Genomic DNA, 18,271 nt, shown 5'->3' with positions numbered 1-18,271 from the left:
GCATGGCTTGAAGCCTGTTAGCGGGAAGCATGGCCGAAGGAGGCCGGGTCGATGCCGAGTTCCCTCAGGTCGCTGGCACGCGGCCGGCGGCCGGCTTCAACGGCGGCGCTGACAGCATTTGCAGCACCAAGCACGGCAAATGCGCGACCGAAGAAACCCATGCGGACTGAATTGCGGATGGCGGACATTGTCCATTTCCTCTTGCTTTGATTGACCTCTTATAAATGGTATCGTGCAGATACCTCCACAATGCTCAGAAAATCACCGCAGCCATGCAAAAACAGAAGGCCGGCGCATGTTTCCATGGCCGGCCTTGAGGGAGGGGTAATGTCGTCTTTTTAGTCTTCGTTTGCAGCGAGCTGCGACAACACCTGGCCGCGGCCGCGAATCCGCAGGATCAGCGGGATGAGAAAGGCGGCCGCCGCAACGATCAGCAGGCCCGCGGCGATCGGCGACATCACCAGCGTCGTGACGTCGCCTTGGCTGATCGCCAGCGCACGGCGCAGCTGCTGCTCGGCCAGCGGCCCGAGGATCAGGCCGACGACGGCAGGCGCGATCGGATAGCCGAAGAGCCGCATGAGATAGCCGAGCAGGCCGAAGGCGAGCAGCATGCCGAGTTCGAATACCGACGGGTTGGCGCCGATCGTCCCAAGCGTCGCAAACAGCAGGATGCCCGCATAAAGCCACGGCTTCGGGATCGTCAGCAGCTTTACCCAGAGCCCGATCATCGGCAGGTTCAAGACCAGCAGCATCGCGTTGGCGATGAGCAGGCTGGCAATCAGGCCCCAGACGAGCTGCGGATTGGTGGCAAACAGCAGCGGCCCCGGCTGCAAGCCGTATTGCTGGAAGCCGGCAAGCATGATCGCCGCAGTTGCCGTCGTCGGCAGGCCGAGGGTCAGAAGTGGCACCAGCGTGCCGGCGGCCGACGCGTTGTTGGCCGCCTCGGGACCGGCCACGCCCTCGATCGCGCCATGGCCGAACTCCTCCGGGTTCTTCGCCAGCCGCTTTTCGGTGGCATAGGAGAGGAAAGTGCCGATTTCGGCGCCGCCCGCCGGCATCGCGCCGATCGGAAAGCCGATCAAGGTGCCGCGCAGCCAGGGCTTCCATGATCGCGCCCAGTCCTCAGCCGTCATCCACAGCGAACCCTTGACCGCCTCGACCTTCTCGGCAATCCGGTTGCCCTGTGCGGCGATATAAAGCGTCTCGCCGATCGCAAACATCGCCACCGCAAGCGTCGTCACCTCGACACCGTCGAGCAGGTCGGGGATGCCGAAGGACAGCCGCGCCTGCCCCGTCTGCTGGTCGATGCCGACCATGGCAAGCGCGAAGCCGATGAACAGCGCCGTCAGACCCCTGAGGGCTGAATCGCCGAAGGCCGAGGAGACGGTGACGAAGGCAAGCACCATCAGCGCGAAATATTCGCGCGGCCCGAAGACCAGCGCCAGCTTGACGATATAGGGAGCAATGAAGGCGAGCCCCAGCGTCGCGATCAGACCGGCGACGAAGGAGCCGATCGCCGCTGTCGCCAGCGCCGGTCCGCCGCGCCCGGCGCGCGCCATCTTGTTGCCCTCGAGCGCAGTGACTATCGAGGCGCTTTCACCCGGCGTGTTGAGCAGGATCGAGGTCGTCGAGCCGCCATACATGCCGCCATAATAGATGCCGGCGAACATGATCAGCGAGCCGCCGGGATCGAGCTTGTAGGTGACCGGCAACAACAGCGCCACGGTGAGTGCCGGGCCGATGCCGGGCAGCACGCCGACGGCGGTGCCGAGCGTCACGCCAACCAGCGCATAAACCAGGTTCATCGGCTGCATCGCAACCAGGATGCCCTGCCATAGGAATTCGAATGTGCTCATCTTGGTGTCCCAAGCAGCGTTCCCGACCATGCGATTTCGAGGTCAGGCGCCGCGTAAAATCAAAATAGCTGACAGCACGTCCCGCGCAATCAGAAGAACAGATGTTCGAGCGGGCCGGCCGGCAGCGTCAACTGCAGCAGCTGCGAGAAGATCGCCCAGACGACGAAGCTGAGGACGATGCCGAACGGCAGCGAGATCCAGAGCTTGCGTTTGCCGAAACCGCGTGCCGTCAGCGCAAAGAGGATACCGGTGGCGATCGAGAAACCGGCGACGCGCAGAAGCAGCATTTGGCCGGCAAGACCCGCGACGATCCAGATGACCGGCGCCACTTCCTGCCGATCGCGCTCCGGAAACTCGCCGCGCCAGGCTTCGGCGACGGTCCAGACCCCCAGGCAGAAGAGGCCGAACGCCACCACTTCGGGCACCGTCGCCGGGCCGATGCGGTCGTATTGCGCGATCGTCTTCAGATGCGAGGCATCCCAGGCCATCACGCCGGCGGTGACGAAGAGGAAAACGGCAATGATGAACGCCGCCCAATCAGGGCGGCGTGTCGTTGCCGAGGAGGTGTTATCCTCGCTCATTGAACAAGTCCGATATCTTTGAGAATGCCTTCGGTGGCGGCGACATCCTTCTCGAGCTGCGCCTTGAACGCGTCGCCAGACAGATAGGTGTCGGCCCAGCCCTTGGTCTTCAGCGTTTCCTGCCAGGTTGCCGAGCTATGCAGCTTCTCGAAATCGGCGGTGATGGCGGCGACCTCTGCATCCGACAGCCCGGGCGCGGCGGCGACCATGCGCCAGTTCTGGATGGTGACGTCGGTGCCGGCCTCCTTCAGCGTCGGAGCATCGATGCCGTCGATGCGCTCGTCGCTGGACACGGCGAGAAGACGGAGCATACCGGATTTCACTTGCGATTCGAACTCGCCGTAGCCCGAAACACCAGCAGTGACCTGATTGCCGAGAATGGCGGCGAGCGCTTCACCGCCGCCGGAGAAGGCGACATAGTTGATCTTCGTCGGATCGACGCCGGCGGCCTTGGCGATCAGGCCGACCGCGATGTGGTCGGTACCACCGGCCGAACCACCGCCCCAGGAAACCGCACCCGGATCCTTTTTGAGCGCCGCAACCAGATCGGCCATGGTCTTGATCTCGGAAGAGGCAGGAACGACGACGGCTTCATATTCACCGGTCAGACGGGCAATCGGCGTGACGTCTTTGAGCGTCACCGGCGACTTGTTGGTGAGGATCGCGCCGACCATGACATAGCCGCCGACGATCAGCGAATTCGGATTGCCGGCAGCCTGGCTGCTGAACTGTGCCAGGCCGATGGTACCGCCGGCGCCGGGCACGTTCTGGACCTGGACGTTGCCGGAGATCTTCTCCTGCTGCATTGCCGTCTGCAGCGAACGAGCCGTCTGGTCCCAGCCGCCGCCGGGGGCAGCCGGCGCGATGATGGTGTAGTCGGCCGCATAGGCCGGCAGCGCGATGGTCGCGGCAAGAAGGGTTGCGATGAACGTATGCTTCATGATGTGTCCTCCGTGGGCGGTTGAGCGAACCGCCTGTTATTCTCTGGGAATCGGGAGGAACGGCCGGCCAGCGGACGCAAGCGTCCTGAATGACGAGCAGAAGACCTCCCAAAGGCTTCAGCTCTCCGCCTCCACGGAGAAGAAGTAGCCAAAGCCACCACAACAAGCTGTCATTTAGCTGACATCGGCGAGATATCCAGGAGAAGAAGCCACTTTTTTGCCGTAATTGCCAGGGGCGGGTCTCAATCCTGGATCCCATGTGTGGACCGGCAGAAACCTGAAACGCTTCACTGCGCGCGCAGAACCTCGTTCCAGTGCGCGATCAGCCGCGCCCGTTTCACCTGGTCGAGATAGACCATCAGCCCGGGGCTGACCGGCACCGGCCGCAGTTGGGCGCCGAGCAGTTCTTGCAGCGTATTGGCGGTATTCTCGCCGGCCACTTCGGGGCTGACAGCCGGGATCTGCAGCTCGCGCGCCATGATCGTCTGCCCTTCCCTCGACATGAAGAAGGTGAGATAGCGCCGCCCGAGCTCAGGCTCGGCGGCCGCCTGCGGCACCAGCCCGATCCGCGACATCACCACGGTATAGTCTTTCGGCAGCACGATGCCGACATCCGGATAGCGCGAGGCCCAGTCGGCCGCATAGGAGCCGAGAATATTGTAGCCGAGCACGAAGCGCCCGTCGGCCACACGCTCCAGGATCGCCGAACTCGTCGAATAGAGCTTGACGCCGGCCGCCCCCATCGCTCCGATCACCGACCAGATATCGCCGAACTGCTCCTGGTCGCGCGCCATGAACAGAAAACCGACGCCGGAGCGCTCGATATCGTAGGTGCCGATCCGCCCATAGACGTCGTTGCCCTTGCGGTTCAAGTAATCGACGAATTCCGCCCGCGAGCTCGGCACCGGCTCATGCGCAAAGCTCGGCTTATGGTAGACGAACACTGCCGGCTCGAAAGTCAGCGCATAGGCGGTGTTGCGCCAGTTCGCCCATTTCGGCCATGCGGCACTCATCGGCAGGTTGCTGACCTGCGCATATCCGTCGTTGGAGAGCTTCACCTGCAAGTCCATCGCCGAGGAAAAGGCAAAATCCGCCGTCTTCTTGCCGGCATCCGTCTCCCTGACGATCCGGTCGTAGATATCGCCGGTCAGCATGTCCTCATATTTGACCGCGACGTCGGGATTGGCTTCCTGGAAACCTCGGATCATCGGCTGCGCCAACGGTTCGTCGAGCGAGGAATAAACCGTCAGCACCGGCGCATCTGAATTGCCCGATTTTGCCGCATAGAAGGCCTGGTCGGCCAGCGCAAAGCCCGGCCAGAACGCCAGCAGCAAGATGAAAATTCTCCTCATGCCGCAACAATGCCTGAGCGCGCCGGGGGGAGCAAGGCCGCCGGCAGGAGCAAGGGCGCCGGATCTAGGCGACGACCCATTCCATCAGCGCATTTTGTGCGTGCAGCAGGAAGGCCTTGGCGGCGCGACTTTGGCAAAGCGAGTGCTCCATCGCCTCGGCCGTCACCTCCTGGCCGCGCGTCACCGGCGGGCACGGCAGGAAGATCGCGTCTTTCGGCAAACGATCGAGAATATCGGTCCCGATCCGGTAGCCGGCAAGCGCGTCACCAACAGCGTCACCCGGCCACGAATCGGTGATGACGACGTCGGCATCCGATAGCTCGCCCATATCGGTGCTCGCGCGAAAGCGCTCGTTGAGCAGTGTCGCGTCACTTATATGCCAGCGTTCGGGGTAGACCTGCACCACCTCGATCGGCAACACGATCGACGCCTCGACCCAGGAGCGGAGGATATTTGCGTCTGCCGCCACCCCAACGACCTTCAACCCGTCGATCGAGCCGCGCCGGCTCATGATATAGGCAAGGTCGCCGAGCGTCTCGCAAGGGTGGTTGGAGCGTGTGCGCGCGTTGATGACAGGCACCGGCGCGGCTGCCGCCACCGCTTTCAGCGTCGCCAATTCCCTTGTGCGGATCACCAGCATGTCGAACCAGTTGCCGAGATAACCCGCAAGATCGCCGGGTTCCTCTCGGCCGTTGAAGCCGATCGGCACATGCACGCAGATACCGCCCATCGCCTGGACGCCGAGATCGAAGGCAGTCGTATTGCGCCAGCCGCTATCGTCGGCAATCAGCGCAACGCGTCTGCCTACAAGGCTTTGCGGCAGGGTGCGCTCATGCCAGGCCCTGGCGAGCACCCCGGCGCGAGCGATAACCGATCGCAGTTCGGCCTCCGGAATATCATGAAACTCCAGAAAATTCCGAGCCGAAGCTGTCATCCAAAATCCTCCTTCCGCATGAACCCTCGCCACAATAACCGGCACCAGCCGCACGGCAACCGCCCAAGCAGCCGCGAATCACACTCGATGTTGGATACCCCTCGCAACCGTCCTCCGGCCCGCACCATGGGTCCGTTTTCAAGTCACGAACCGATCGACGGCCACTTTTTGTAGTGCCTATCCGAAGCTTTGCCTGAAGCAAATCTGTCCGTCTGTTGCAATTAGAATCCATTTTTCATCACAAAGGATTAGCGCCGAACGCTATCCTTCACCCATTCAGAGTATTGATGAAGAACGGCGACGCTATATGGTCGCGCTGCCGTGTCAAAACGTCGAATCCGCCCGAATTTCTATTCTGGGGGCGACTCTACGCGACAAAAACTCTATAAAAAGCTGGACTAAACTGGGAAGATCCATGGGAGGGGTCATGGAACGACGACTGAGCGCTATTCTCGCTGCGGATGTCGTTGGCTACAGCCGACTGATGGGCATTGATGAGGCCGGCACGCTGCAGGCGCTGAACCGCCACCGCTGCGAACTGGTCGATATCAGGATTTCAGACTATAAGGGCCGGATCGTCAAACTCACCGGCGACGGCATCCTTGCCGAATTCCAGAGCGTGGTGAACGCGGTTGCCTGCGCCGCCGAAATCCAGCGCAGCATGGCCGCCCGCAACGAGAACGTGCCCAAGGACGAGCGCGTCGAATTCCGTATCGGCATCAATCTCGGCGATGTCGTGGTCGAGGACGGCGATATCTTCGGAGACGGCGTCAATCTTGCCGCCAGGCTTGAGCGTATCGCAGCGCCGGGCGGCATCGCCGTATCGGCCTCGGTGCGCGATCAGGTCGGCGCGCGCCTCAATCTCGGCTTCGAATTCATCGGCGAGCATATGCTGAAGAACATCCGGCAGCCGGTTCAGGTCTATACCGTCACCCTGGCGCCGCCCTCCTCGGCGAAATTGGTCGCGCAGAACCGCAATACCTGCTTCATCGCCGTGCTGCCCTTCACCAATATGAGCGGCGATGCCGATCAGGACTATTTCTCCGACGGCATCACCGAAGACATCATCACCGATCTCTCCAAGATCTCCAGCCTGCACGTCGTACCGCGCAATACGATTTTCACCTACAAGGGCATATCGGTGAAGGTGAAGCGGCTCGCCCAGGAACTTGGCGTGCGCTACGTGCTCGAGGGCAGTGTGCGCATCTTCGGCAATCGTGTGCGCATTTCCGGCCAGCTGATCGACACCGCCAACGGCGATCATCTCTGGGCCGAACGTTATGACCGCGACCTGACCGTCATCTTCGCCATCCAGGACGAGATCACCCATGCGATCGTCGGCCAGTTGAAGGTGCGCCTGCTGCCGGAAGAGAAGAAGGCGATCGCCACTGAGCCGACCGCCAATGTCGAGGCCTATACCTATTATCTCCGCGGCCGCCAGCTCTCCCACACCTGGACCAAATCCTATCTCCAGCTCGCAAGGCGCATGTTCTGCAAGGCGGTCGAGCTCGACCCCGATTATGCCCGCGCCTATGCCGGCATTGCCGATTGCGACGCGGCGATCCGCGATTGGGCACCTGACGACGTGCCGCTACGGCGCATCCTAGAGATGAGCGCCCGCGCCCTTGCGCTTGATCCAGACCTTCCCGAGGCCCACGCCTCTCACGGTCTGGCCCTGCATCAGAGCGGCTTTGATGACAGGGCGGCGGCAGCCTTCGAACGTGCCCTATCGCTCGACCCGAACCTGTTCGAGGCGAATTTCCACTATGCCCGATTCTTCTTCATGCACGGCAACTTTGCCGAATCGGTTCAATATTTTACCCGCGCCGCCGCAATCCGCCCTGACGACTACGTCTCGCCGATCCATCTTATGTCCGCCTACCGCTCGCTCGGCCGTGTGTTGGATACCGAAAATTGGGCGCGTCTCGGCCTGTTGCGCGCCGAACGCGCGCTGAACCTCAATCCGGAAAATTCCGGCCCGGCCCATCGCGGCGCGCTGGCGCTTGCACATATGGGCGATACCAAGAGGGCGCGCGACTGGGCCGCCCGCGCCATCGCCATCGATCCCGACGACATCGTCGCGCAGTATAATCTCGCCTGCGTCTATTCCGTCCTCGGCGATGTCGACCAGGCCATCGATCTCCTTGAGAGGCTGCTGCCGCACAGCTCCGTCTACCATATCAAATGGTTCAACAATGATTCCGATCTCGATAACATCCGCGACGATCCCCGCTTCCTGAGGCTGCTCACCGCCGCGATGATGCAACGCGAACGGGTCGAAATGACCGGGAGCTGACACCGGACTTTTCCTTCACCCAATCTTTAAAATCGCTGTGACATTGCTCCCCCACCTCTGTAATCTCCCTTGAAAAACAGGGGACATCCGTGCGCATCCTGCTCACCGAAGACAATATCGCGCTGGCCGACGGCCTGTCGGCGATCTTGCGCGGCACGGGCCATGCCGTCGATGTCGTCCATGACGGCGCATCCGCCAATGCGGTGATCGCCGCGGAAAATTTCGATCTGGTGATCCTCGACCTCAACCTGCCCGAAATGGACGGGCTCGACGTGCTGCGCGCCATGCGCGCCCGGCAGAACCAGGCGGCCGTCCTTATCCTAACCGCGCGCGGCACGCCGGAAGAACGGGTGAAGGGCCTCGATCTCGGCGCCGATGATTATCTGATCAAACCCTTCGACATAGCCGAATTCGAGGCCCGCGTACGTGTGCTTCTGCGCCGTCAGGCCGGCCTGCGCTCGGCGACCGTCAGTTTTGGCGGCATCTCCTTCGATCTCAATTCCCGCGCCTTTTCGGCCGGGGCCACGCCGCTCGATATTCCCGCCCGCGAGCTTGGCCTGCTCGAAATTCTCTTCATGCGGGCCGGCAAGGTCGTCGCCAAGGAAGCGATCATCCAGTCGCTGACGGCCTTCGACGACGACATTTCTTCGAACGCCATCGAGCAATATGTCAGCCGCCTGAGGAAACGCCTCTCGCCGCACGGCCTGACGGTCAAGACCGCCCGCGGCATTGGCTATTATCTCGACAAGCTCCCCGAGGCGTCATGAAAGCCGCCTATTCCCTCAGGCGCCGGCTGCTCTTCTGGCTGCTCGTCTCCACCGCCGTCATCGGCACGCTGGCGCTTGCCGATACCTATCGCGAGGCGGTACAGACCTCGAACATCGTCTCCGACCGCGTGCTCGCCGGCTCGGCGCTGGCGATCGCCGAACGCGTCGTCGTTGCAGAGGACGGCTCGCTGCAGGTCGACATCCCCTATGTCGCGCTTGAAATGCTGACCTCGGCAGCGCAGGACCGCGTCTTCTACCGCGTCGACGGTCCGCCGGGCAAATTCATCACCGGCTACCAGTCGCTGCCGGTCCTCAAGAAAACGCCGGCCAATGCTGCCGCCTTCGCCGACGACACCTTCCGCGGCGAGCCGATCCGCGTCGCCACGCTCGAACGCTCCGCCTCCACAGGCATCCGCTCCGTGCCCTTCGTGGTGACGGTCGCCGAAACTACCATCGCCCGCCGGCAGTTGGCGCAAGCGATCCTCGTTCGCTCGGCCCTGCGCCTCGCATTCATGATCGCAGGTGCCGCCCTCATCGTCTGGATCTCGGTCACCGTGGCTCTGCGCCCGCTCTACAAGCTCGGCGACGCAATCGGCGAGCGCAGCCCCGATGACCTGCACCCGATCGAGCAGACCGTGCCGAGCGAGGTCGAACCGCTGGTCGATACGGTGAATAGCTTCATGGTCCGCCTGCAATCGGCGCTCGATGCGCTGCGCCATTTCACCGGTAATGCCAGCCATCAGCTGCGCACGCCGCTGGCGATCATCCGCACCCAGCTTGCGCTTTCCGCCCGCGCCGGCTCGCTTGCAGAGGCCCAGGCGGCAGCGCTGAAGGGGGACCAGGCCGTGGCGCATGCCGAGCGCATCCTTGCCCAGCTTCTGCTGATGGCAAAGATCGACGCCGCCACCGCCAAGGAGGCGCTGACCGCTTCCGCCATCGATCTTGCCGCCATCGCTCAGGAAATCACCGGCGAGCAGATCCCGACGGCAGCCGTTGCCGGCATCGATCTCGGTTTCGAGGGCGAAAGCCCGGCAATGATCCGCGCCGAGCCGCTGCTGATCGGCGAAATGCTGCGCAATCTTGCCGGAAATGCCATCGCCTATGCCGGCAAGGGGGCGGAGGTCACTGTCCGCATCATCGCCGCCACGGAGACGATCCGCCTCGAAGTCGAGGACAACGGACCCGGCATTCCACGCAATAAACTGGAGGCGGTGCGCGGGCGTTTTTCGCGCGGCAATCAGACAGGTGCGCAAGGCACCGGCCTCGGCCTGCCGATCGTCGAGGAAATCGCCAATCTTTTCAACGCCGACCTGACGCTGGAGCCAGGCCTGAACGGCAAGGGTCTGAAAGCGGTCGTCACCTTTGCCAAGGCGGCTTAAAAGCCTTCGGCCCTCCTTGCTTTATTTCGCTGCATTGCACACACTGATTTCGGGAACAGCAAGCCGCACGACGATGCGAGCCGGATAAAAAGAGAAATATGTCGATCAAAGCCAGTATCTATCATCTGACACATTACACTTATGACAAGCCGGTCCGCCTCGGCCCCCAGATCATCCGGCTGAAACCTGCCTCGCATTCGAAGACGAGGGTCCTCAGCCACTCGCTGAAGGTCACGCCCGCCAACCACTTTGTCAACCTGCAGCAGGACCCCTACGGCAATTACCTCGCCCGCTACGTTTTCCCGGACCCGGTGACGGAATTCAAGATCGAGGTCGATCTCGTCGCCGACATGACGGTCTATAATCCCTTCGACTTCTTCGTCGAGGAGGAGGCGACCAAATGGCCCTTCGGCTATCCGGAAACGATCCAGGAAGATCTGTCGATCTACATGACGCCGGAACCGGCCGGCCCGCGGCTGAAGGCGCTGCTGCCGACGCTCGACTGGTCGCCCGGCCAACCGACGGTCGATATGGTCGTCGGGTTGAATGCCCGCCTGCAGCGGCAGATCGGCTATGTCATCCGCATGGAAACCGGCGTGCAGACGCCGGAAGAAACCCTGGAAAGCGCCAAGGGCTCCTGCCGCGACACCAGCTGGCTGCTCGTCCAGATCCTTCGTCATCTCGGCCTTGCCGCCCGCTTCGTATCCGGCTACCTCATCCAGCTGACGCCGGATCTGAAGGCGCTCGACGGCCCCTCCGGCACCGAAGTCGACTTCACCGACCTGCATGCCTGGGCCGAGGTCTATCTGCCCGGCGCCGGCTGGGTCGGCCTCGATCCGACCTCTGGCCTGTTGACCGGGGAGAGCCACATCCCGCTTGCCGCCACGCCGCATTACCGCAATGCCGCTCCGATCTCCGGCGGTTACTTCGGCGAGGCCGAAACCGAGTTCGCCTTCGACATGAAGGTGTCGCGCGTCGCCGAACATCCGCGCATCACCAAACCTTTCTCCGATGAAAGCTGGGAGGAACTCAACGAACTCGGCGAGAAAGTCGACCGTGTCCTTAAGGCCGAGGACGTGCATCTGACGATGGGCGGCGAGCCGACCTTCGTTTCGATCGACGATTTCCAATCGGAGGAATGGAACACCGCCGCCGTCGGCCCGACCAAGCGCGAAAAGGCCGACAGACTGATCCGCAGGCTGCAGGAACGTTTCGCTCCCGGCGGCTTCCTGCATTACGGCCAGGGCAAATGGTATCCAGGCGAAAGCCTGCCGCGCTGGACCTTCTCGCTCTACTGGCGCCGCGACGGCAAGCCGGTCTGGCAGAACCTCGATCTGGTCGCCGCCGAAGGCAAGGACACCGGCGTGACCGCCGAGGATGCCGAGAAGCTGCTGACGGCGATCGCAAGAGAACTGGCGATCAAGCCCGACATGGTGCAGCCGGCCTATGAGGATCCTGCCGACTGGATCATCAAGGAAGGTAATCTTCCCGACAACGTCGATCCGGCGAATTCGAAGCTGAAGGATCCCGAAGAACGCAACCGCATCGCCCGAGTGTTTGCCCGTGGCCTTACCGTCCCCACAGGTTACATCCTCCCGGTTCAGGCATGGAACGCCAAGGCGGCTGAAAGCCGCGTCTGGGTCAGCGAGAAATGGCGCACCCGCCGCGGCAATATCTTTCTCGTCCCGGGCGACAGTCCGATCGGTTACCGCCTGCCGCTCGGCACGCTGCCCTATGTTCCCCCAGCGCGTTATCCCTATATCCACCCTGCCGATCCGACGATCCCGCGTGGACCGCTGCCTGATGTCTTTGTACCGGCCGGCCGCGCCATGCCGGAGGCCTCTTTCAATGCCGGCGAGAGCAATCGCGGCCGGATCGAACAGACGCTTGGTGAACTCCGCGGCGCCGTGCGCACCGCCATGTCGGTCGAGCCGCGCGACGGCAGGCTCTGCGTCTTCATGCCGCCGGTCGAGCGCATCGAGGATTATCTCGAGCTGATCGCCGCGGCCGAAAACGCCGCCGCCGAGCTTAAACTTCCCGTCCATATCGAAGGCTACCCGCCACCGCAGGACGAGCGTATCAACGTCATCCGCGTCGCCCCGGATCCCGGCGTCATCGAGGTCAACATTCATCCGGCCTCGAACTGGAAGGAATGCGTCGACATCACCACGGCGGTCTATGAAGAGGCGCGCGCCACCCGGCTCGGCGCCGACAAGTTCATGATCGACGGCCGTCATACCGGCACCGGCGGCGGCAACCATGTCGTCGTCGGCAGCGCCAATCCGAACAACAGTCCCTTCCTGCGCCGTCCCGACCTCTTGAAGAGCATCGTCCTCCACTGGCAGCGCCACCCTTCGCTCTCCTACCTCTTCTCCGGCATGTTCATCGGCCCGACCAGCCAGGCGCCGCGCATCGACGAGGCCCGTCACGACAGCCTCTACGAGTTGGAGATAGCCATGGCGCAGATCGCTGCCCCCGGCCGCGGCCAGCAGCCGCTGCCCTGGCTGGTCGACCGGCTGTTCCGCAACCTTTTGACCGATGTCACCGGAAACACCCACCGCGCCGAAATCTGCATCGACAAGCTGTTTTCCCCCGACGGCCCGACCGGAAGGCTCGGCCTCATCGAGTTCCGCGGCTTCGAGATGCCGCCGAACGCGCGCATGTCGCTTGCCCAGCAATTGCTGGTGCGCGCGCTGATCGCCCGCTTCTGGGTCAACCCCGTCGACGGCAAGTTCGTCCGCTGGGGCACGACGCTGCACGACCGTTTCATGCTGCCGCACTTCGTCTGGGCCGACTTCCTCGACGTGCTGGCCGACCTTCGCGAAAACGGCTTCGACGTCAGCCCGGAATGGTTCAAGGCCCAGCTCGAATTCCGCTTCCCCTTCTGCGGCGAAGTCGAATACGAAGGCTCGAAACTGGAACTGCGCCAGGCGCTGGAGCCTTGGCACGTCATGGGCGAAGAGGGCGCGCCGGGCGGCACCGTCCGCTATGTCGACTCGTCAGTCGAGCGGCTTCAGGTGCGGCTCGAAACCAGCAATACGACGCGTTATACCGTCACCTGCAACGGCCGCACCCTGCCCCTGACGCCGACCGGCACGGCCGGCGTGTCGATCGCCGGCGTCCGTTACAAGGCCTGGCAGCCGGCCTCCGGCCTGCATCCTGTGCTGCCGATCAACACGCCTTTGACTTTTGACATTTATGATACATGGTCGAAGCGTTCGATCGGCGGCTGCATCTATCATGTTGCCCATCCGGGCGGCCGGACCTATGACACCTTCCCGGTCAACGGCAACGAGGCGGAAGCAAGGCGGCTCGCCCGCTTCGAGCCGTGGGGACATACGGCGGGCGGATACATTCCGCGTGCCGAGACGGGCTCGCTGGAATTCCCGCTGACGCTGGATCTGCGGCGGCCCGCTGGAATTTGATGCCGGGGTTGGGGGATAGCTTGGGTTTTGATGGGTAAGAGGCCGGCAGTAGAGCGCAGGGAAGAGACAGAGGACCGCACCGGCAAACGTGCGGCCTTCGACTATGCGCCGCTTCCCGGCACCGCCGACGAGATGGTTGACAACAAAGGCAGGGTCCGCCCGGTCTGGCAGCATTTCCTCTCGCATCTGAGCGCAATGCCGGAAAAGGATCTTGCCGAGCGTTTTGCTCGCGCCGACCGCTACCTCAGAGACGCCGGCGTCTTCTACCGGGCCTATGGCAGCAAGGGCACCGGCGAGCGCGCCTGGCCAATCTCGCATATCCCGGTGCTGATCGACGAGCGTGAATGGCAGACGCTGTCGGCCGGGCTTGTCCAGCGCGCCGACCTGCTGGAAGCGATCGTCGCCGACATCTACGGCGACAACCGGCTGGTGGAGGAAGGCGTGCTGCCGCCGGCGCTCATGGCCGCCAATCCGGAATTTCAACGTCCGCTTGCCGGCATCCGGCCGGCCTCCGGCCACTATCTGCATTTCTGCGCCTTCGAGATCGGCCGCGGGCCGGATGGCAATTGGTGGGTGCTGGCCGACAGGACGCAGGCGCCATCAGGCGCCGGTTTCGCGCTGGAAAGCCGCGTCGCGACCACCCGGGCCTTCTCGGATATCTATGCCGAAACCCCGGTTCACCGTCTCGCCTCGTTCTTCGGCGGCTTCCGCGACGCGCTGCAGGGGATGAAACATTCCGGCGACGACCGCATCGCCGTGCTGACGCCAGGCCCCGCCAACGAGACCTATTACGAACACGCCTACATCGCCCGCTATCTCGGCTTCATGCTGCTCGAGGGTGAGGATCTCACCGTCGTCAAGGGCCGCGTCATGGTGCGCACCGTCGCCGGCCTGAAGCCGATCGGCGTGCTCTGGCGCCGTCTCGATTCGGCCTTTGCCGACCCGCTCGAACTGAACCAGAATTCGCATATCGGCACACCCGGCCTCGTCGAAGCACTGCGCGCCGAAAGCGTCACCATCGTCAATGCGCTCGGCACCGGCGTTCTCGAGACCCGGGCGCTGCTGGCTTTCATGCCGACCATCTGCCACCGCCTGCTGGGGCAGGATCTGCAACTGCCGTCGATCGCCACCTGGTGGTGCGGCCAGGAAGATGAGCGCGAGCACGTCGCCAAGAATATCGAGAAGATGGTGATCGGCCCGGCCTATTCCCGCGCCCCCTTCTTCGACGACGACGGCGAATCCGTGCTCGGATCGTCGCTGCGGGCGACCGCCAAGGATTCCATCACCGACTGGCTGAGCTCGGACGGCCCGAAACTTGTGGGACAGGAGGTCGTCACGCTCTCGACGACGCCCGCCTGGGTCGACGGCAAGCTGGTGCCGCGGCCGATGTCGCTGCGCGTTTTCGCCGCCCGCACGGCGAACGGCTGGCAGATCATGCCCGGCGGTTTTGCCCGCATCGGCTCCGGCGCCGATGTCGCCGCGATCGCCATGCAGTCGGGCGGCGCGGCCGCCGATGTCTGGATCGTCAGCGACAAGCCGGTCGAGCGCCACACTCTGCTGCCGGCCGAAGGCAGCTTTACCCGCAACATGCCGGGCAGCCTGCCGAGCCGGGCGGCCGACAATCTGTTCTGGCTCGGCCGCTACATCGAGCGCGCCGAAGGGGCGCTGCGCATCCTGCGCGCCTGGCATGCGCGTTACGCCGAAGCCGCCGATCCGAGCCAGCCGCTGCTCGCCGACGTCTCCGCCTATCTCTCAGCCGTCGATATCGATACCGCCGAACCCGTGCCGGAAACGTTGCTGCGCAACATCGACAGCGCCGTTTATTCGGCGAGCAATATTCGCGACCGTTTTTCGCCGGATGGCTGGCTGGCGCTCAACGATCTCGCCAAGACCGCCCGTCGCTTCCATGTCACCGTCGCCGCCGGCGACGACGCCAGCCACGCGATGACGATCCTTCTGCGCAAGCTTGCGGGCTTTGCCGGCCTCGTGCACGAGAACATGTACCGCTTCATGGGCTGGCGCTTCCTCTCGCTTGGCCGTTATATCGAGCGCGGTCTGCACATGACGCGGCTGCTCGGCCACATGTCCGGCCCGGAAGCGCCTGACGGCGCACTCGACATGCTGCTCGAAATCGGCGACAGCGTCATGACCCACCGCCGCCGCTACAATGTCAATACGGCGCGGCTGACCGTCACCGACCTGCTGGCGCTCGATCCGCTCAACCCCCGCTCGGTCCTCTTCCAGGTCAACGAGATCCACCACGAGGTCGAGCAACTGCCGAACGCCTTGATCAACGGCCAGATGTCGCCCTTCTACCGTGAGGCGATGCGGCTCCACTCGGGCCTGGCGGTGATGACGCCGGAGGGCATGGGGGCCGAGGTCTATCAGCGGCTCGAGCGCGAATTGGAGCAGCTTTCCGATCTGCTCGCCCAGACCTATCTCGGGTGACGGCGATGCTTTACGATCTTTCGCTGCGCATGGGTTACAGTTATGACGTGCCGGCCTCCGGCGCCCGCCACATCATGCGCCTGATGCCGCTGTCGCTGACCAACCGGCAGCGCCTGGTCGCCGGCTCGATCACCATTTCGCCGACGCCGGACGAGCAGTCGCATTTCGTCGATTTCTTCGATCATCCCGCCACCGCCTTCATGCTGCGCGCGCCGCACGAGACGCTCGATATTCGCATGCAGGCCCGCGTGCAGGTGGAAAGCCAGCCGATCACCGCCGATTTTTCGCCGCTGCTGGCCGACTTGCCGGAGGAATTGTCAGGCGTCTGGTCGCTGGCCCCGGATTCGCCGCACCATTTTCTCGGCGACAGCCCGCGCCTGACGCAGGCGCGTGAAATCGCCGACTATGCGCGAAGCTGCGCTATGCCTGATCTGACGGCGATGCAGATCGCCTATGCGATCTGTGCCCGCATCCACAAGGATTTCACCTATGATGCCGACGCGACGACGGTGGACACGACGCCGCTTGAGGCATTCAAGCTGAAGCGCGGCGTCTGCCAGGATTTCACCCACATCATGATCCTGGGGCTCCGAAGCCTCGGCATCCCGGCCGGCTATGTCTCGGGTTTCCTGCGCACCATCCCGCCGCCCGGCAAGGAACGCCTCGAAGGGGCGGATGCCATGCATGCCTGGGTGCGGATCTGGTGTGGCGAGACGATCGGCTGGATCGAACTCGACCCGACCAACAACATCCCCGCCGGCACCGACCACATCGTCGTCGCCTATGGCCGCGACTATTCCGACGTCGTTCCCGTCATCGGCGTGTTGAAGAGTTATGGCGGCCAGCGCGCCGTCCAGGCCGTCGACGTAATCCCGCTGAAATAATCCCAAAACTGGAAAAATCCGCCGATTCGTTAAAATCCTATTGACGTCGTAAGTCAGGCGTAAAGAAGCAGCGTGCGTTAATCACCTCACAGGGTTTCCAGTTGGGTGAACATGATGAGCACCTCCTTTTTGCGTCCCCGCCTGCGTCGCATGTTCAGCGATCGAGGCGGTAACTTCGGTATCATGACGGCGATTATGGCGCCGGTTCTTCTCGGCGTTGCCGGCGTGGCGATCCAGGTCGGGGATATGATGCTCTCGAAGCAGCAGTTGCAGGAAGCAGCCGATTCAGCGGCGCTGGCGACCGCTACGGCGCTAGCAAATGGCACGATCCAAACGTCGCAAGCCGAGGCCTTTGCGCAGAATTTTGTCGCCGGCCAGATGGCGAATTACGTGCAGAGCGGCGTCGATCTCAAGAGCGGGACGAGCGTCAATGTGCAGACAAGCACATCGGGCAAATCGACATCCTACCAGGTAACGGTTTCACCGAGCTACGACCTGACGGTCAATCCGCTGATGCAGGCGGTCGGCTTCAAGACGCAGCATCTCTCGACTTCCGGCACGACGGTCGGCGGGCACTCACAGACCCAAGGCTCGATCTCGATGTTTCTCGCGCTCGATAAATCAGGATCGATGGGAGAGGCTACCGCGACCGTCAATGCGGACGACCCAACGGAATCGTACACCTACGACTGCAACCTCCATTACAACAGCAAGAATAATAAGTGGGTTTACGACAAATGCACCGGCAGCCGCACAAATTACTACACCAAGATCGAGGCGCTTAAGATCGCCGCCGGCAATCTCTTCGGCCAGCTGAACAGCGCCGATCCCAATGCGGAGTACGTGCGCACTGGCGCCGTGTCCTATGATATCAACCAATACACTCCGAGCAATCTTGCCTGGGGAACCACCGGTGTCACCAGCTATGTCAACGCACTTCAGGCGAATGGCGGCACGAATTCGAGCGGCGCAATGAGCACCGCCTATTCGTCCCTGACGGCGAAGAATGCTGCGGGGAACGACGCCGAAGACTCAGCCCACAAGCTGAAGACCGGGCAAACACCCAAAAAGTACATCGTCTTCATGACGGACGGCGACAATAACGACGATAGCAGCGGCGGCCGTTCATATGATACGCTGACCAAGGCAACATGCGACACGGCCAAATCCAAGGGCATCGAGATCTATACGATCGCCTTCATGGCCCCGGCGGGGGGACAAACGCTGCTGCATTATTGCGCCTCCGATGACTCCCACTATTTCCAGGCGGAAAAAATGGAAGACCTGCTCGCCGCGTTCAAAGCGATCGGAGCGAAGGCCTCTGCTCAGATGACACGTCTGACGAACTGATAAAGGCCCTGTAAACGGAAAACGAAAAGCCGCGCCGGAACAAACCGGCGCGGCTTTT

General features: G+C 62.9%; 13 protein-coding genes. 7 read left to right on the top strand and 6 right to left on the bottom strand.

The genetic code is table 11. From position 1 onward, the window contains the following. Positions 1-17: 17 nt before the first annotated feature. The 6 genes from ACS4RS_RS10910 to ACS4RS_RS10885 form a co-directional block, all read right to left on the bottom strand. Entirely contained in the window at positions 18-188 is a 171-nt protein-coding gene (locus tag ACS4RS_RS10910) for a hypothetical protein (protein WP_439010948.1), read from the bottom strand. 150 nt (positions 189-338) lie between these two features. Beyond that, a complete protein-coding gene (locus ACS4RS_RS10905) occupies positions 339-1,856 on the bottom strand; it encodes a tripartite tricarboxylate transporter permease (protein ID WP_003585833.1) in 1,518 nt (505 codons plus the stop codon). Positions 1,857-1,945: 89 nt separating this feature from the next. Next, positions 1,946-2,437, bottom strand: coding sequence for a tripartite tricarboxylate transporter TctB family protein (locus ACS4RS_RS10900; RefSeq protein ID WP_439010949.1), 492 nt, complete (start codon positions 2,435-2,437; stop codon positions 1,946-1,948). Next, positions 2,434-3,378, bottom strand: coding sequence for a tripartite tricarboxylate transporter substrate-binding protein (locus ACS4RS_RS10895; protein WP_439010950.1), 945 nt, complete (start codon positions 3,376-3,378; stop codon positions 2,434-2,436). The genes ACS4RS_RS10900 and ACS4RS_RS10895 overlap by 4 nt, the downstream gene beginning before the upstream one ends. Before the next feature lie 287 nt (positions 3,379-3,665). Then, complete coding sequence (locus ACS4RS_RS10890; protein WP_439010951.1) at positions 3,666-4,712, bottom strand: ABC transporter substrate-binding protein; 1,047 nt, start codon at positions 4,710-4,712, stop codon at positions 3,666-3,668. An 82-nt stretch (positions 4,713-4,794) separates the two neighbouring features. Beyond that, positions 4,795-5,664: an ornithine carbamoyltransferase gene (locus ACS4RS_RS10885; RefSeq protein ID WP_439010952.1), complete on the bottom strand. Its 870-nt coding sequence runs from the start codon at positions 5,662-5,664 to the stop codon at positions 4,795-4,797. 427 nt (positions 5,665-6,091) lie between these two features. Here ACS4RS_RS10885 and ACS4RS_RS10880 point away from each other — a divergent pair, with 427 nt between their 5' ends. The 7 genes from ACS4RS_RS10880 to ACS4RS_RS10850 all read left to right on the top strand — a co-directional run bounded on the left by ACS4RS_RS10880 (position 6,092) and on the right by ACS4RS_RS10850 (position 18,213). Continuing rightward, a complete protein-coding gene (locus tag ACS4RS_RS10880) occupies positions 6,092-7,960 on the top strand; it encodes a TPR end-of-group domain-containing protein (protein ID WP_439010953.1) in 1,869 nt (622 codons plus the stop codon). A gap of 89 nt (positions 7,961-8,049) precedes the next feature. After that, positions 8,050-8,727 carry a response regulator gene (locus ACS4RS_RS10875; protein ID WP_054184216.1) on the top strand — a complete coding sequence of 226 codons (678 nt, stop codon included), beginning with the start codon at positions 8,050-8,052 and terminating at the stop codon, positions 8,725-8,727. After that, a complete protein-coding gene (locus ACS4RS_RS10870; RefSeq protein ID WP_439010954.1) occupies positions 8,724-10,106 on the top strand; it encodes a sensor histidine kinase N-terminal domain-containing protein in 1,383 nt (460 codons plus the stop codon). The genes ACS4RS_RS10875 and ACS4RS_RS10870 overlap by 4 nt, the downstream gene beginning before the upstream one ends. Positions 10,107-10,204: 98 nt before the next feature. After that, positions 10,205-13,531, top strand: a complete 3,327-nt coding sequence (locus ACS4RS_RS10865) for a transglutaminase family protein (protein WP_439010955.1) — start codon at positions 10,205-10,207, stop codon at positions 13,529-13,531. A gap of 30 nt (positions 13,532-13,561) precedes the next feature. After that, positions 13,562-15,979, top strand: a complete 2,418-nt coding sequence (locus ACS4RS_RS10860) for a circularly permuted type 2 ATP-grasp protein (protein ID WP_439010956.1) — start codon at positions 13,562-13,564, stop codon at positions 15,977-15,979. 5 nt (positions 15,980-15,984) lie between these two features. After that, positions 15,985-16,863 carry a transglutaminase family protein gene (locus ACS4RS_RS10855; protein ID WP_449313965.1) on the top strand — a complete coding sequence of 293 codons (879 nt, stop codon included), beginning with the start codon at positions 15,985-15,987 and terminating at the stop codon, positions 16,861-16,863. 114 nt (positions 16,864-16,977) lie between these two features. Further along, positions 16,978-18,213 (top strand): pilus assembly protein TadG-related protein, encoded by a 1,236-nt coding sequence (locus ACS4RS_RS10850; protein WP_439011852.1) that lies wholly within the window; start codon positions 16,978-16,980, stop codon positions 18,211-18,213. Positions 18,214-18,271 lie beyond the last annotated feature (58 nt).

The organism is Rhizobium sp. F40D2, from assembly GCF_051810745.2.
GTDB lineage: Bacteria > Pseudomonadota > Alphaproteobacteria > Rhizobiales > Rhizobiaceae > Rhizobium.
The sequence above is the reverse complement of the archived record's forward strand: the minus strand, read 5'-3'. Positions and strand labels throughout refer to the sequence as shown.

Excerpts from the sequence above, each read along its gene's own strand:
- ACS4RS_RS10910 (WP_439010948.1), bottom strand. The coding sequence starts at position 188 with ATGTCCGCCATCCGCAATTCAGTCCGCATGGGTTTCTTCGGTCGCGCA.
- ACS4RS_RS10905 (WP_003585833.1), bottom strand. The coding sequence starts at position 1,856 with ATGAGCACATTCGAATTCCTATGGCAGGGCATCCTGGTTGCGATGCAG.
- ACS4RS_RS10900 (WP_439010949.1), bottom strand. The coding sequence starts at position 2,437 with ATGAGCGAGGATAACACCTCCTCGGCAACGACACGCCGCCCTGATTGG.
- ACS4RS_RS10895 (WP_439010950.1), bottom strand. The coding sequence starts at position 3,378 with ATGAAGCATACGTTCATCGCAACCCTTCTTGCCGCGACCATCGCGCTG.
- ACS4RS_RS10885 (WP_439010952.1), bottom strand. The coding sequence starts at position 5,664 with ATGACAGCTTCGGCTCGGAATTTTCTGGAGTTTCATGATATTCCGGAG.
- ACS4RS_RS10880 (WP_439010953.1), top strand. The coding sequence starts at position 6,092 with ATGGAACGACGACTGAGCGCTATTCTCGCTGCGGATGTCGTTGGCTAC.
- ACS4RS_RS10870 (WP_439010954.1), top strand. The coding sequence starts at position 8,724 with ATGAAAGCCGCCTATTCCCTCAGGCGCCGGCTGCTCTTCTGGCTGCTC.
- ACS4RS_RS10865 (WP_439010955.1), top strand. The coding sequence starts at position 10,205 with ATGTCGATCAAAGCCAGTATCTATCATCTGACACATTACACTTATGAC.
- ACS4RS_RS10860 (WP_439010956.1), top strand. The coding sequence starts at position 13,562 with ATGGGTAAGAGGCCGGCAGTAGAGCGCAGGGAAGAGACAGAGGACCGC.
- ACS4RS_RS10855 (WP_449313965.1), top strand. The coding sequence starts at position 15,985 with ATGCTTTACGATCTTTCGCTGCGCATGGGTTACAGTTATGACGTGCCG.
- ACS4RS_RS10850 (WP_439011852.1), top strand. The coding sequence starts at position 16,978 with ATGAGCACCTCCTTTTTGCGTCCCCGCCTGCGTCGCATGTTCAGCGAT.